At 32.8% G+C, this 15,163-nt stretch carries 11 protein-coding genes and 1 pseudogene; 4 read left to right on the top strand and 8 right to left on the bottom strand.

From position 1 onward, the window contains the following. The first annotated feature begins 73 nt into the window (after positions 1–73). Entirely contained in the window at positions 74–3,676 is a 3,603-nt protein-coding gene (locus ABI657_RS06810) for a T9SS type B sorting domain-containing protein (RefSeq protein ID WP_348096492.1), read from the top strand. Positions 3,677–3,721: 45 nt separating this feature from the next. On the opposite strand, the gene ABI657_RS06815 is transcribed toward ABI657_RS06810, so the two are convergent. From ABI657_RS06815 to ABI657_RS06835, 5 genes and pseudogenes are all read right to left on the bottom strand, one after another. Then, positions 3,722–4,246, bottom strand: coding sequence for a hypothetical protein (locus ABI657_RS06815; protein ID WP_348096493.1), 525 nt, complete (start codon positions 4,244–4,246; stop codon positions 3,722–3,724). Positions 4,247–4,272: 26 nt separating this feature from the next. After that, a complete protein-coding gene (gene prfH / locus ABI657_RS06820) occupies positions 4,273–4,968 on the bottom strand; it encodes a peptide chain release factor H (RefSeq protein ID WP_348096494.1) in 696 nt (231 codons plus the stop codon). Position 4,969: 1 nt separating this feature from the next. Next, a pseudogene (locus ABI657_RS06825) lies at positions 4,970–6,360 on the bottom strand (RtcB family protein). 3 nt (positions 6,361–6,363) lie between these two features. Further along, on the bottom strand, positions 6,364–7,104 hold the full coding sequence (locus tag ABI657_RS06830; protein WP_348096495.1) for a hypothetical protein: 741 nt from the start codon (positions 7,102–7,104) through the stop codon (positions 6,364–6,366). Positions 7,105–7,589: 485 nt separating this feature from the next. After that, on the bottom strand, positions 7,590–8,867 hold the full coding sequence (locus ABI657_RS06835) for an MFS transporter (RefSeq protein WP_348096496.1): 1,278 nt from the start codon (positions 8,865–8,867) through the stop codon (positions 7,590–7,592). Between the two features lie 258 nt (positions 8,868–9,125). On the opposite strand from ABI657_RS06835, the gene bshC reads away from it, so the two are divergent. From bshC to ABI657_RS06850, 3 genes are all read left to right on the top strand, one after another. Continuing rightward, a complete protein-coding gene (bshC, locus tag ABI657_RS06840) occupies positions 9,126–10,715 on the top strand; it encodes a bacillithiol biosynthesis cysteine-adding enzyme BshC (RefSeq protein WP_348096497.1) in 1,590 nt (529 codons plus the stop codon). 107 nt (positions 10,716–10,822) lie between these two features. Then, on the top strand, positions 10,823–12,094 hold the full coding sequence (locus tag ABI657_RS06845) for a DUF5009 domain-containing protein (RefSeq protein WP_348096498.1): 1,272 nt from the start codon (positions 10,823–10,825) through the stop codon (positions 12,092–12,094). Between the two features lie 98 nt (positions 12,095–12,192). Further along, positions 12,193–12,612, top strand: a complete 420-nt coding sequence (locus tag ABI657_RS06850; RefSeq protein WP_056196211.1) for a nucleoside-diphosphate kinase — start codon at positions 12,193–12,195, stop codon at positions 12,610–12,612. A gap of 100 nt (positions 12,613–12,712) precedes the next feature. Here the strand turns inward: ABI657_RS06850 and ABI657_RS06855 are convergent, their stop codons facing one another. From ABI657_RS06855 to ABI657_RS06865, 3 genes are all read right to left on the bottom strand, one after another. Further along, the gene (locus ABI657_RS06855) at positions 12,713–13,009 is read right to left on the bottom strand and encodes a DUF721 domain-containing protein (RefSeq protein ID WP_348096499.1); all 297 of its coding nucleotides are present in this window, start codon (positions 13,007–13,009) and stop codon (positions 12,713–12,715) included. Next, entirely contained in the window at positions 12,990–13,430 is a 441-nt protein-coding gene (locus tag ABI657_RS06860; RefSeq protein WP_348096500.1) for a hypothetical protein, read from the bottom strand. The genes ABI657_RS06855 and ABI657_RS06860 overlap by 20 nt, the downstream gene beginning before the upstream one ends. An 807-nt stretch (positions 13,431–14,237) precedes the next feature. Beyond that, positions 14,238–15,163: T9SS type A sorting domain-containing protein (locus ABI657_RS06865; RefSeq protein ID WP_348096501.1), on the bottom strand; the 926-nt coding region annotated here is incomplete at its 5' end.

Below are 15,163 nucleotides of genomic sequence, written 5' to 3' on the forward strand. Positions count from 1 at the left end.
AAAAGATTCGACTGCTCACCTTAGTTTTATTTTGTAGATATTTAATTACATTTGCGGCAATCAAATTATTCGGATGAAACATACAGTACTTTTATTTTTTCTTATAATTACCATTTCATTATTTTCCCAAAATAAAAATCAATCTGTTGGTTTCAAAGAAAATAAGGGTCAGATTATTGATCAAAAAGGCAAATCCAATTCTGCTGTAAAATATCTGTTAAACTCTAACGGATTAAATGTCCAACTGAGAAAAAATGGATTTTCGTATGATGTTTATGAAGTAAAAAAAAATCCAATCGTTCGTTCTGAAACTGCAAAAACACTTCCTTATATAATTCCTAAAAAAAACAAAGAAACAAAACCGGAATATAATTTAGAATATACTTTTCATAGAATAGATATTGATTTTTTAAACTCAAATTCAAAAGTTGAGTTAATTACTGAACAAAAGTCAACTGATTTTGACAATTATTATAATGTTCCAAACAAACCAGAGGGAATTGTTGGCGTTCATCAATATAAACAGATAACCTACAAAAACATTTATCCCAATATTGATGTTGTTTTTACAGTCCCTAAAGATCCTCAAAAAACAGTTGAATATAATTTTGTCATTCATCCAAAAGGGAAAATAGCTGATATACAATTAAAATTTAATGGCGCTGAAACAGACTTGATTGATAATAAAATTCAGATGAATGTTCGTTTTGGAAAAATGGAAGAAACGCTTCCTGCAAGTTGGATTGAAGATGGAGTATGTAAAAAAGAAATTGTTGTTGAGTACAGGAAGATTAAAAAGAATGTTTATGGATTTGGTTCTGATCATTATCTTAATGGAAAAACTATTGTAATTGATCCTGTACCAACGAGACTGTGGGGAACCTTTTATGGGGATCAAAGAAATAATCACTATGCTCTCATTGCATCTAGTGTTACTACTGATTCTTCTGGAAACGTTTATATGACAGGAACTACCAGTTCAAGTAATTCTTATGCGACTACTGGAGCCCATCAAACGCAATTACCTAGTTCAATTTACACAACATCAAATGGAGTAATCGCAAAATTTAATCCAGATGGAAATCTTTTATGGGGGACTTATTACGGAGGCAAAGATTATAATGAAATATCAGATATAAAAATAGATTCGCAAAATAATATTATAATATCAGGAATTACACAGGGAGAAACAAACATAAGTACTCCTGGGTCATACAAATCTAGTATAACAGGAGATGATGATGCTTTCTTGGCAAAATTCAATGATTCTGGAATTAGACTTTGGGGAACTTATTATGGAGGGGAAAATCGAGATGCTGCCTTTGCTCTAAATATTGATAACAACAATAACATATACATAGTAGGAAGGACTAATAGTAAAACTGGAATCTCTATAAATAATAATTTCCAAACACAATTAAATCTCGACAACACAAATACACATTTTGACGGTTTTCTAGCAAAATTTAATATTAATGGTAATTTGGTTTGGAGTTCCTACGTAGGTGGAGAACTCTGGGATGAATTAAAAACAATACAAGTAAAAGATAATTTTTTAATCACAGGAGGCTATTCTCATAGTTACAATAATATTGGGACCCCAGGAGTTTTTCAAGAAAAACATGATCTTATAAGTCATAGTGATGGTACAGTTTATAAATTTTCCCTTAATGGAGACAGAATATGGTCTAGTTATTATGGAGGTGAGCAAGTTGATTACGTTTATGCTGTAGGCATTGATAATGAAAATAATATATATCTTGGTGGAGAAAGTGCGAGTAATAACAATATAATAACACTAGGAAGTTTTGAAAGTTCTAATCAATCGCTCTATAAAGGTTTTTTGGCAAAATTAAATAAGGATGGAAAAAGAATTTGGGGTACTTATTTAGGAGAAGCGCATGTTTATTCACTTATTTTTAAAAACAATTCAATTTATATTGGAGCTACAAACGGTCAATCATATAACACTAAATTAACAACTTTATGCTCTTACAGACCAACTAATACATCTTCTGAAGGATATATTGGCAAATTTTCTAAAGAAGGAAATTTAATATGGGGAACCTACGTAGGAGGTATGAGTACCGGTAGAGTATCAAGAATTGCGCTTAATAATGATAATGCAATATTTATTAGTGGAATCTCTTATGGAAATAATGGAATTGCAGATAATACTTCACATCAATCAGATATTTTAGGAACTGAAAATTATTATTTAATGAAGTTCTCAGAAGATATCTTTAATTCTCCTATAATTTCAAGTAATTCTCCTATTTGTATTGGAGGCTCTTTAGAGCTTAAAGCCTCTGGAGGAACTAATTATTTATGGACAGGCCCAAATGGTTTTACATCTACCGATCAAAATCCAATCATAACAAATGTAATATCAAGTAATAATGGTGAATATAATTGTTTAATCTCTGGAACAGGCGGTTGTGATGGCACGAAAAAAACAATTGTTGCAATTCAGAATACTTCTCCTCCAACAGGAAATACAAATCAACCTTTTTGTTCGATGCAAAATCCAACAATTGCAGATATTCAAATTACCGGAGATCAAATAAAATGGTATGATGATTCTTCAAATGGAAGCCTTCTACCAGCTACAAATATTCTTATTGATGGAAAAACCTATTTTGCATCACAAACCATAAACAGCTGTGAAAGTGAAAGATTTGGAGTTACAGTATCGATTGTAAATACGCCTTCTGCACCAATAGCAAATGGAGATACAGAATTCTGCAAAAGCGAAAATGCAACTTTAGAGAATATCCAAATAGCAGGGCAAAATATAAAATGGTATGGTTCTATTATTGAAGCAGCAACTTTACCTACTACTACTTTATTAGAAAATAACAAAAGGTATTATGCATCCCAAACTATTGGATGTGAAAGTGACAGAACTCCAGTTCTGGTTCGAATTAATGACACACCATTACCTACAGGAAATAAAAATCAACCATTTTGTATTGATAAAAACGCAACCATCGCTGATCTCAACATTACAGGAACATCACTAAAATACTATGATTCAGTTAATAATGGAAACGTTTTAACAGAAACGACCTTACTCCAAAATAGTATTTATTACATTACACAAACATTGAACAACTGCGAAAGTGAACCACTTGCTATTACTGTAAAAATTCAGGATACTCAAATTCCAATTGCTGATTCACCACAGGCTTTTTGCATACAAAAAAATGCCTCAATAAATGACATTGCTATTACAGGAGAAAATATAAAATGGTTTGAAAATAGTACTTCAACTATAAATTTATCAGAATCAACTCCGCTAGAAAACGGAATTACCTATTACGCTTACCAAACTATAAATAATTGCGAAAGTGACAGAATTCCTGTTTTAATAAATATTCTTGGAGCCACAACTGCAGACTGTATCAATTTTGTAGATGAACTTCCGTATCCAAAATTCTTTACTCCAAATAATGATACGTTTAATGATACCTGGACAATTGATTTTGCCTATTTGAAACCGAATACTGGAATCCGAATCTTTGACCGTTATGGAAAATTCATTAAAGAATTAACAACCAATTCTGTCTGGGATGGAACATACATTGGTCGGGAAGAACCTGCTTCTGATTACTGGTTTACAGTTACACGATTGAATGGAACAGAATATAGAGGTCATTTTAGCCTGAAACGATAAAAATTTAAAACACAAAAGGATGTCAACTATGACATCCTTTCTTCTTTACTTGTTCTTCTTTTTCTTCTTGGTCTGTTCCTCTTTTTTAGAATCACCATTGGTTTTTTTGTTCAGTCTTTTTTCGGTTTCTTCAATTATGTAATCGTAAGAATTATTTATTGTTAAAAGTTTTGCTTTGTTAATCACTTTCAAAGCTTTCTTAAAGTCTTGCTGACTTTCCAAAAGCATTACTTTTTTCAAAAGAATTTCCGTTTTATTGATTCCTCTGATGGCTAATGCAAAATCAATCAGTTTCATTGCTTCTTCATAATCTTCATTCAAAATTAAGGTATGGATATAAAAAGGATATACTTCTAAAGCATAAATATTAATGGAAAGCGCCTTTTGAAAATACTCTTTAGCTTCTTCATATTTCAATAACTGATCTGTAAAAACCTGACCATATAAACATAAAGCCATGGTGTTTTTGTCATCATAAGACAAGGCATAATCCAATGATTCAATGGTTTCTTCCAACGAATAGGGATAACTGTCCAGTGCCTGAAAAAGATATTTATCTACTGTTTTCATAATTTATTTTGTTTGGAAATTCAAAGTCAGGAATTATTCTCTGTCGAATAATCTTCTCGTTTTAATCTTTGCCGTTCCTGTTTGTAATTTTTTACTTGTTTTTGTTTCTTAAAATCGAAGCCTTGAAAAACCCGAATCGGATTCCCTCTTTGAACCTGCAATTGATTCATCCATTGCGACTGAAATTCGGCTTTGAATTGTTTAACGGTTTCATCTTTAAATTTCTGCAGCAATCTTTCGGTAGCCAGTTTTTTATTCTGATGCTGTGAACGGGAATCCATAGCAACTACACTAATTCCCGTAGGAACATGAGTCGCTCGTATTGCCGAACTTACTTTGTTTACATGTTGTCCTCCGGCTCCGGAACTTCGCATGGTCTGATACTGAATATCTTTTTCGGTAATTTTGGTAGTTGTCGCTTTATCAACTTCAAAAATTCCTATAAACCAATTTTTACGTTTATGAAATTTTCTAAACTGACTTTGACCAATCCACTGAATTGTTCCAATCCAAGAGTTTACAAACTCATTTAGATCATTGCTTTCCAGTAAAATTGTTGCCGTTTCTACGGTTCCGTTTTCGATTCCTGTTTCCCGCTGAAGCAAAGTCGTTTTTATTTTATTGTCATTTGCTTCTTCCAGAAAATTTTTCAGCACCTGAGCAACAACCCAGCTGCATTCTGCCGGGCCGCGACCTGATGTTATTTGAATTATTTTTTCCATATTATCTGTCCATTCTAACGATTTTTGGTGTAAACGTGCCTAACACATCCACCAGTTCCGTTTGGTTTGCCATTACTTTATTAATGTCTTTATACGCCATTGGTGCTTCATCGATATTTCCGCCAATCAAAGTCACATCATTTGCTTTAAGTACTTTTTTGATTTCACTTTGAGTGAAGGATTCTTTGCATTTTCTACGAGAAAACAATCGTCCTGCACCATGAGAAGCAGAATTTAAACTTTCTGCATTTCCTTTTCCCTGAACAATAAATCCGGGAGCTGCCATCGAGCCGGGAATAATTCCCAGTTCGCCTTTATTTGCTGGAGTTGCTCCTTTTCGGTGAACAATTGCTTCCTTGCCATTTACGATTTCTTTCCATGCAAAATTGTGGTGATTTTCTATTGTTACTACAACCCTCCTACCAATGGCTTTTGCAATTCGGCGGTGAATATCGTCATGACAGGCTTTTGCATAATCGCCTGCTAAATTCATTGCCAGCCAATATTCCTGTCCGTCGTGTGTATTCAAATCCAGCCAGGCCAGATGCTGCACATTTTTAGGCAGCGGGCATTGTTTAGTTGCGAGATAAGTGTAATGTTTTGCAATATTGGCACCCAAACCTCTTGAACCACTATGCGAAAGCACTGCAAAATATTCACCTACACCAATTTTCCATTCGTTAAGAGGATTGGTAATTTTTGCTATTCCGAATTCTACAAAATGATTGCCTCCGCCGGAAGTTCCCAGTTGTTTGTATGCTTTTCCTAAAAGACTTTTTAAGAGCGGAATATCCTGAAATTCACTTAGGCTGAACAATTCATGATCTGCTTTTATAGTATGTGTCTCATACATTCCAAACTTTGTATTGTCTTTTAAAATAGCTTCCAGCTGATGGTCTTTTCCTTTAAAAAATGAAGCCGGAATATCAAAAATTGACAGACTCATTCGGCAGCCGATATCCACTCCCACACCATAAGGAATCACAACATTGTCAGTTGCCAGCACTCCTCCAATTGGCAATCCGTAACCTGAGTGAGCATCGGGCATCAAAGCACCGGCAATTGAAATTGGCAATTTTAAGGCATCATATAACTGATACTTTGCCTTTTCATCTATTTCATTTTCTCCAAATATGGAAAAAGGTGCTCTGGTATTATTAAGCTGATGCATTCTCACCTGTACCGGATTTACTAATCCTTCTGCAACTTTCCCCCAGGTTCCGTGTCCCGTAAATTTTTCAGGTGACAATAAAACTTCTTTGGCTTCGGTTAATATACTTTCTTTTTTTCTCTTTTTCTGTATCGGTTTATTTGCCCTAAAGCTATATTGATACTATTATTTTTTGGAAAGCCTATTTTAATCAGGTCTTTTCCGGATAATTTATTTCCCATTATTTATATTTTTTCTTCTAAATACTCTTCATAAATAGTATTCAGATTTTTAGTTTTTATTTCATTATTATTTCTTAGTTTTTCTAAACTTCGATAATAATAACTGTCTCTATTACGTGATTTATAAATCTTACCTCTTAAGTTCCGGTTCTCTATGTAATTATCTATCAGCCTAAATTCACTTTCCAGCAACACATCTACAGCTTTTTTATGTGTGATTATGTAAGGCTCAATTTTAAATACAAACCTCCACGGCTCATTAAATTTGTAATTTCTAAGAAAACGATTGTATAAATCAGACCATTTTTCGACTAGTGTAAAACAGGATTTTTCTTTCTCAGTCAATTCGAATGTATTAGTATTCCAATCGCTGATACTGATATTACTAACAAATTGCTCTTTTGGATTCTCTGCTTTTTTTCCAAAACGCTTTTTCCGATTCATAAATATTTTTTGATTTGAAAACTGAAAAGTGTTTATTTTTTCTAATACGTTTTCATAAAACACACCGTCGGGTGATCGCAAAACATCCTTCCGGACTACAAAAAACCGAACCCATCCTTTTTGATAAGGTTCCTTCAATTCTATTAGAGGCAAATTTTTAATTGCCAAATAAATTGCATGTCTTCGTTTTGATAATTGAACAAGTTGTTTTTCAAAATCCTCTTTAACTAATCTTTTTTTTCGTCTTTTATTCTTTAAACGAGAACATTTAATGTAATCGTCAAAAAGAAAATTGTCCATTTTAAAAAAAAATTAGATTATAGATTTTCTGTCAAGCATAAAAAATACAAGACAAATAGCATTTTATCTGAAACAGATAAATTAAGTTCTGATAATCGGGAATTTTTTGAAGAGTCTAGAATAAAAAAAAAGCCCAAAAGTTAAATTACTTCGGGCTTGTTCATATCTCTAAAATTGATTTGCTATGATTGAGAAAAGCCACGAAGACACATGCCAACAGAATCTGATCCTGATGCGATGTTTTGAGAGGTAAAGTTTAATACAAACATTGTCTTCGTTATTAATAGTTATTATTTATTTTCTGATGCAAATTTTGTGAATTATTTTCTTAATAAACAAATTAAATCATAAAATTTTCTTAAAATAATTTTAACTAATTAAATACCAATAAGTTAAAATATATCAAAATTGTTTAAATTTGAAATTTATTCCCAAAAAAGACAACGAATATATATTCGCTACCTCATAATTATTCTTTACAATATTTAAAACTGATGTACTTTTTTAGAAATCATTAAAAATGAAACTAAGGAAATTAATGCCGCACTGGTCAGATAAAAACCAACATAATTCAAACCATAAGTGCTTGCCAGCCAAATTGCAATCATCGGTGCAAATGCCGCACCAAGAATTCCAGCCATATTAAAAGTTAATGAAGCCCCAGAATATCGAACGTTTGTTGGAAATAACTCGGATAAAAATGTTCCTAATGGTCCATAAGTAAATCCCATCAATGCCATTCCTATACAGGCAAAAATTGTAACTAAAACTAAATCTCCTGATTTTAAAAAGAATGAAAAGAAAAAACCAAAAATTGCAATTGCAGCTGTAGCTATTATCAGCATTTTACGACGTCCTATTTTATCGGCAGCCACAGCAGAAATTGGAATAAAAAGCGCAAAAAACAACACAGAAAAAAGCTGTACCAATAAAGCGTCTCTTTTAACAATTCCTAAATCAGAAGTTACCCAGCTTAAAGTAAAAACCGTCATTAAATAAAAAACCAAGAATGTCGTTACCGCTGCCAAAGTTCCAAAAATTAATTGGTTTTTATAGGATTTAATCAAAGTTAGAAATGGAACTTTAACTTCTTCATGTGCATTTTTCGAATTTTCAAAAGAAGGTGTCTCTGTAATTTTAGTTCGGATATAAAACCCGACTACAACCAAAAGTGAACTCGCTATAAAAGGAATTCTCCAACCATAATCCATAAAATCCTGACTACTCATGGAATCTGTCAATAACAAGAAAGTTCCTCCCGAAAGCAACAACCCAATTGGCGCACCTAACTGTGGAAACATTCCGTACCATGCACGTTTATGTGGCGGTGCATTTTCAATTGCTAGTAAAACAGCACCTCCCCATTCACCTCCTAAACCAACGCCTTGCCCAAATCGGCATAACATTAATAATAAAGGAGCCGCAACACCTATACTGGCATAACTTGGTAAAAAGCCAATAGCTACGGTAGAAATTCCCATAGTCAGCAATGCAGCAACTAAGGTAAACTTGCGCCCGATTTTATCTCCATAATGTCCAAAAAAAGCAGAACCTAATGGCCTCGATAAAAAGGCAATCGAAAAAGTTGCTAATGATTCTAAGGTTGCCATTGTCGCATCAGAACCAGGAAAAAATAATTGCGGAAAAACCAATACCGCCGCATTAGCATAAATATAAAAGTCAAAAAATTCGATTGTTGTGCCTATTAAACTTCCAAACAGAACATGTTTTAAGGAGTTCTTTTTATTAGGGTTATCTTTCATATTAATTTGATGTGTTTTTTTAGTTGCAAAAATAGAATTTCATTGTCAATAATTCAGTTTTAGATTGATTAGTTTCGCAACCCCTACACTTTTTAACAAATTTGATGAATTTTCAATTTTACACAACTTATCAAACTAAAAACCTGATTACAAAGACTTTAAACCTAAAATTAAATTTCAAATCATAAGCAATCGTTAAAACCGTTTTTAAGTACATATTTTCATTAAATTTACAGCTGTCAAAATAAATTTAAAATTATGCCCACCGACTGTATCAGCTACCAAAAATCAGGATATTTCTCTAAATTGATACGCGATTATTTAGATCAAAAAACCGAATTACATTCTCTTTACAATCATTTTCCAACTTTGGAAAACTTTGAAAAGCAAATCATTGAAAAGCAAGCTAATTTTGATAATAACAACCGAATCCCATTAGTGGATACGTTAAAAAAACAATATCTAAACATCGAAATTTCTGATTCGACTAAACAAAATATCGAGCTTTTAGCACTTCAAAATACCTTTACAATTACGACAGGTCATCAATTAAATTTGTTTAGCGGTCCTTTGTATTTTTTATATAAAATTATTTCGACAATTAACCTGACCAAAGAATTAAAATCCAAATATCCAACGTACAATTTTGTTCCAATTTATTGGATGGCTACGGAAGACCATGATTTTGAAGAGATTAATTATTTTAATTTTAAAGGGAAAAAGTTCAGATGGAATAAAGAAAGTACCGGTCCGGTTGGGAGGCTTTCAACTGAAGGCTTAGCGGAATTCTGTGAAATTTATGCTGCAGAATTAGGATCAGGTACAAATGCCGGCTTCCTAAAAAATTTATTTGAAGAAGCCTATTTAAAGCATGGAAACCTGGCAGATGCAACTCGCTTTTTAGCCAACAGTTTATTTGCTGATTATGGTTTAGTTATTTTAGATGCAGACGAAAAGCATTTAAAACGTGTTTTTATTCCTTATATCAAAGAAGAATTAGAAAAACAAATTTCGTTCAAGACTGTTCAGAAAACAATCGAACAATTGAAAGAGTACACCGTTCAGGTAAATCCGCGGGAAATCAATTTGTTTTATATTGAAGATAATCTGCGTGAAAGAATTATTTTTGAAAACGATAAATATTTTGTCAATAATACCAAAATCTCCTTTTCAAAAGAAGAAATTCTAAAATTATTAGAAAGTAATCCGGAAAAATTCAGTCCTAATGTGATTATGCGTCCTCTTTATCAGGAAGTTATTTTGCCTAATCTTTGCTATATTGGCGGAGGCGGAGAAATTGCCTATTGGCTGGAACTAAAATCATTCTTTGATTCGGTAAAAATTACTTTTCCAATAATTTTAGTTCGAAATTCGGTACTTTTAAATACAGAAAAACAAGCAAAAAAAGCAGATAATTTAGGTTTAAGCTGGGCAGATTTATTTACAAAACCGGAAAATTTAGTAAACACAACTACACACAAGCTATCTGTTTTTCCAATTGATTTAACGCCACAAAAGGAAACATTGGAAAAACAATTTGAATATCTTTACGAACTGGCGCAGCAAACCGACAAATCATTTAGCGGTGCTGTAAAAGCTCAGGAAGTAAAACAGAAAAAAGGTCTTGAAAATCTTGAAAAGAGATTATTAAAAGCACAAAAACGAAAACTGGATGACGAATTACAGCGTATAACTAATCTACAATGCGAATTATTCCCAAACAAAAGTCTACAGGAACGTCAGACTAATTTTTCAGAATTTTATTTACAAAAAGGGGAACAATTAATTCCGCTTTTGATTCAAAAATTAAAACCATTAGAAACTAATTTTAATATTATAACTATATAAAAAAAACAATAAAGTAATAGTCTTCAGAAATAAATAACCACTCTCTTCTGAAATTATTACTTCTCAAACCAAATAGAAAATTAAAAATAACCTATTTATAAAAACTGATGGTAAGAGAACGTTTAATTTCGCTTGATGTCTTTCGTGGACTCACTATTTTATTGATGACCGTTGTAAACAATCCCGGAGATTGGGGAAATGTTTATCCACCTTTACTACACGCTGACTGGCATGGCTGTACCCCAACCGATTTGGTTTTTCCTTTCTTCGTTTTCATCATGGGAGTTGCTGTTCCATTAGCAATGCCTGAGAAATTTTATGACAGCACCACATTAAATAAGATTCTAATTCGCTCGTTGCGAATGCTTTGTTTAGGGATTTTCTTCAACTTTTTTGGAAAAATTCAGTTTTTTGGTCTAGATGGAATTCTGCTTCTGATAGGAAGACTTCTCATTACCATAGCTGTTGGATATGCCTTGATGGGAAGCTTTAGCCCGAAAGTCAAAAACATTCTGGCTCTTTCAATTCTTTTTATCTATATTTTTTTAGCATACAGTGGCATCGAAGCCTATCAGGATGTAAGGCTTCCGGGAGTTTTACAGCGAATTGCTATTGTATATTTTGTAGTTTCGCTTTTATATTTAAAAACTTCTCAAAAAACCCAGATCATTACAGGAATTGTTTTGTTATTAGGATATTGGGCTTTAATGACATTGATTCCTGTTCCGGGAATTGGAGATGCCAATCTTGAAAAAGGAACCAATTTAGCGTCATGGCTTGACAGCATTTTGCTTAAAGGACACATGTATAGCGGAACCGTAACCTGGGATCCGGAAGGAATTTTAAGTACTATTCCATCTATCGTAAACGGAATAATCGGCTTATTGATTGGACAAATATTATTAAAAGACATCGGGAAAACAAAAAAAGCAACAAAAATGGCTATACTTGGTCCAGCATTTATCATTGCAGGCATATCATGGAATTTAATTTTCCCAATTAATAAATCACTTTGGACAAGCAGTTACGTTTTGTACACTACAGGATTAGCGACTACTTTCTTATCAATATTATATTATGTAATTGATATTGCTGATTATAAAAAATCCTTTAAACTCTTTTTAATTTGGGGAGTAAATCCAATGATTGTATTCTTTAGTTCACAGATTATTCCGCAGGCATTAGTGATGATTCAGTTTAAAAACCCACACAATCCGGAACAAAACATTAATCTTTTAGATTACCTGTATAGCTTCGGAATTGCACCATTTTTTAGCGATCCAAAGGCAGCTTCTTTCGCTGGAGCTTTAGTTTATGTTGGTATCTGGACGTTTATTTTGTGGATATTTTACAAAAACAAACTCATTTTTAAGGTTTAGTCCTTTAAAATCATTTTCAAGAGTTTTAATTGTGAATTTATTAAAATCAATTCATAAAAAAGTCTATTTTTGCACAAAAATTTAAAATTCGCAAGAAAATGGCAACAAATAGAACTTTTACAATGATTAAGCCGGATGCTGTAGCAAACGGACACATCGGGAACATCTTAGCAATGATTACTAACGGAGGTTTCAAAATCGTTTCATTAAAATTAACACAACTAACTGTAGCTGATGCACAGGCTTTTTATGCTGTACACGCAGCAAGACCTTTCTACGGAGAATTAGTTGAATTTATGTCACGCGGACCAATTGTTGCTGCTATTTTAGAAAAAGATAACGCAGTAGAAGATTTCAGAACTTTAATTGGAGCTACCAATCCGGCTGAAGCTGCTGAAGGAACAATTCGTAAAGCATATGCAACGTCTATCGGAGAAAATGCAGTTCACGGGTCTGACAGCGACGAAAATGCAGCGATCGAAAGTGCATTTCACTTTGCTGGAAGAGAGCAGTTTTAGTCACCGTTTTCAGTAACTTACTTAGTATAAAAAAAGTCCCATTTCAAATTGAAATGGGACTTTTTTTATACTGAATCCGAGACTGTGACAGCAAACTAAATCATCGCAAAACAACTTCCTTCACCACTTCACGTCCTAATTCCTCGTTAATCATCTTAACAATCTTAGATTTTCCATGACTTAATTCTTCTCTTAAAACCGCCGATCCCAATTCTACATATAGCGTGCTTCCTTTTAAAACTACATTTTTAGTATACGTATTCACACCATTTCCCATCAATTGTTTCCAGGCTTCTTTTACATCAATCTGATCCATGCCTGGCTGCAGTTTGTTCACCTGGATAATCTGTTGCAAAACTGCACCAATCGTACTCTGATTATTTAGTCTCTTTGCCATCTCCTAATAAATTTACAGGCCTCGCCTTTTTATAATAATATTCTTTATTCTGTTCATTTTTCACCACGAATTTTTCATCCGAAATCGAAATCAGTTCCTCACTCCATTTTGCATAATCAGTTTTATAATCCAGAAAAGTCCCTTTGTCTGTAAACCGAACCGAAACATTTTCAAAAGTATCTGTTGTTAAAAATGTACCATCCAGCTGCGCCATAACTTTAGTTCTCGTGCCTCTGGTACCATTGATTTTAAAAAAATCGAAATTCTCATTCATCCCGTAAACCTTGTCAGCGCCCTTATCAAAAACTACTTTTTCAATTTCCCAATAACCGTTCAATTTTGCAATATCTGCAGGCGTTATCGTTTGTTGACAAGAAATAAATAGAAACGAAAATAATATAATGCTAAAGGTCTTTTTCATATAAATTTTATTTTTTTTGGAATTGTTTCTTGCTTGGATTATAAAGACTTTTTTTCTTTTGACAAAGTTAACTTTATTAAATTCCAAAGAAAATAAAAAACACCAGAATTGGTAATTATTTTGAAATCTTACTCTATTTGTATAGCACTTCGCTCAAGGTTAGATCTGGTTTAGCAATCATCATTTTTTTATTATTGGTTCTTTAAATAAATTTATATTTAAAAGAGAGATAGAACATTTAGGTATTCTTAAAATTCCAAATTTCATATCGATGAGCGATAAAAGATTTTGAGCTACTTTTATTCTTTTTTTCTCATAATCAATTTCACCATTATTAGATTCCTTAGTCATATGAGTTATGAACGCATTATATATCGTTAACCAAAACTCTATTTTTAAATTATCTGTAGTAATTACTTTTTCTAATTGTTCTAGAAAAGTATAATGTAAATTTCTCCTCAACAATCTAAAATCCTTATTATTCTTGGCTTTTTCTAAAATAAGTTGCGAAAATTCGATTTGATAATTTTCATTTTAAAAAATTAAAAATTTGGATAAAACTAAAATTTAGACGGCTACTTATAAATTTAATTGCAAATTTCTACCAATTAAAATGTAACTACTATAAGGGGAAACCCTGAATTACACTTTCGATTAGTCTTTACAAAATTAAATAAAAAATAAAATGATTGAATAGCCAATTAAGACATATAGACAGTTTGAAAAGACTAATGGAATACTAAACCATTAATAAAAAATCCTGTTCTACCGAGGTAAAACAGGATTTGTAAATTTTCAAAGAATTGATTATTTCTTAATCAATTTGATTGTTTTGGATTGATTGTTATCATTAATTACTTTCAACAAATACACTCCATTTGGAGCATTGCTTAAATCCAATTTTGTAGTTCCCGATGTTATCTTTTGAGATTGGATTGTTTTTCCTAAAACATCAAATACCAATGCAACACCATTCTCTTTACTGTCAATAAAAAATGCATCACTGAATGGGTTTGGATAAATTGCAATTTCGATTTTAGATTGTAGATTTTGAGTTCCTAAAGTACTTATCGTAATGCAAGTTGACGTTTGAGAACAAGTTCCAATTGTAACCACAACTTTGTAATCACCCGAATGAGTTGGCGTAAAACTTTGATTATTTTCGCCTACCAAAAGTATATTAGGACATTGATACCATTGATACGTAGCTCCAGATTGATTGGCAGTAATTACGCCAGATGCTACTGAAACCGTAGCGTCAATTAACGTTGGTTGTGCAATGGTTGCCGATACATTGGCAGTACATCCATTAGCATCAGTGATAATAACAGAATAAGTTCCTGCTGCTAATCCTGTTCGGTCTTCGGTTGTGATGCCGCCACCCCAATTATAGGTATAACCCGGTGTTCCACCTGATGCAGTTAAATCAATAGTTCCGTTGCTGCCTCCATTGCAAGATACATTACTCACAATCGTTGTTCCTGTAATTACAGTTGGTTCTGTAATGGTAATTCCACTTACAGTTCCTGTACATCCATTAGAATCAGTAATGGTGCATGAATATGTTCCTGCAGCAAGTCCTGTTGTTCTATCTTCAGTAGTAATTCCGTCACTCCAATTATAAGTATAACTTCCTGTTCCACCTGTTGGTGTTAAATCAATAGTTCCGTTGCTGCCCCCATTGCAAGATACATTACTCACAATCGTTGTTCCTGTAATTACAGTTGGTTCTG

The sequence above is a fragment of the Flavobacterium sp. genome, assembly GCF_039930565.1.
In the GTDB taxonomy this organism is placed as follows: Bacteria; Bacteroidota; Bacteroidia; order Flavobacteriales; family Flavobacteriaceae; genus Flavobacterium.

Coding starts and splice junctions, on each gene's coding strand:
- ABI657_RS06810 (WP_348096492.1), top strand. CDS start 74: ATGAAACATACAGTACTTTTATTTTTTCTTATAATTACCATTTCATTA.
- ABI657_RS06815 (WP_348096493.1), bottom strand. CDS start 4,246: ATGAAAACAGTAGATAAATATCTTTTTCAGGCACTGGACAGTTATCCC.
- prfH (WP_348096494.1), bottom strand. CDS start 4,968: ATGGAAAAAATAATTCAAATAACATCAGGTCGCGGCCCGGCAGAATGC.
- ABI657_RS06830 (WP_348096495.1), bottom strand. CDS start 7,104: ATGGACAATTTTCTTTTTGACGATTACATTAAATGTTCTCGTTTAAAG.
- ABI657_RS06835 (WP_348096496.1), bottom strand. CDS start 8,867: ATGAAAGATAACCCTAATAAAAAGAACTCCTTAAAACATGTTCTGTTT.
- bshC (WP_348096497.1), top strand. CDS start 9,126: ATGCCCACCGACTGTATCAGCTACCAAAAATCAGGATATTTCTCTAAA.
- ABI657_RS06845 (WP_348096498.1), top strand. CDS start 10,823: ATGGTAAGAGAACGTTTAATTTCGCTTGATGTCTTTCGTGGACTCACT.
- ABI657_RS06850 (WP_056196211.1), top strand. CDS start 12,193: ATGGCAACAAATAGAACTTTTACAATGATTAAGCCGGATGCTGTAGCA.
- ABI657_RS06855 (WP_348096499.1), bottom strand. CDS start 13,009: ATGGCAAAGAGACTAAATAATCAGAGTACGATTGGTGCAGTTTTGCAA.
- ABI657_RS06860 (WP_348096500.1), bottom strand. CDS start 13,430: ATGAAAAAGACCTTTAGCATTATATTATTTTCGTTTCTATTTATTTCT.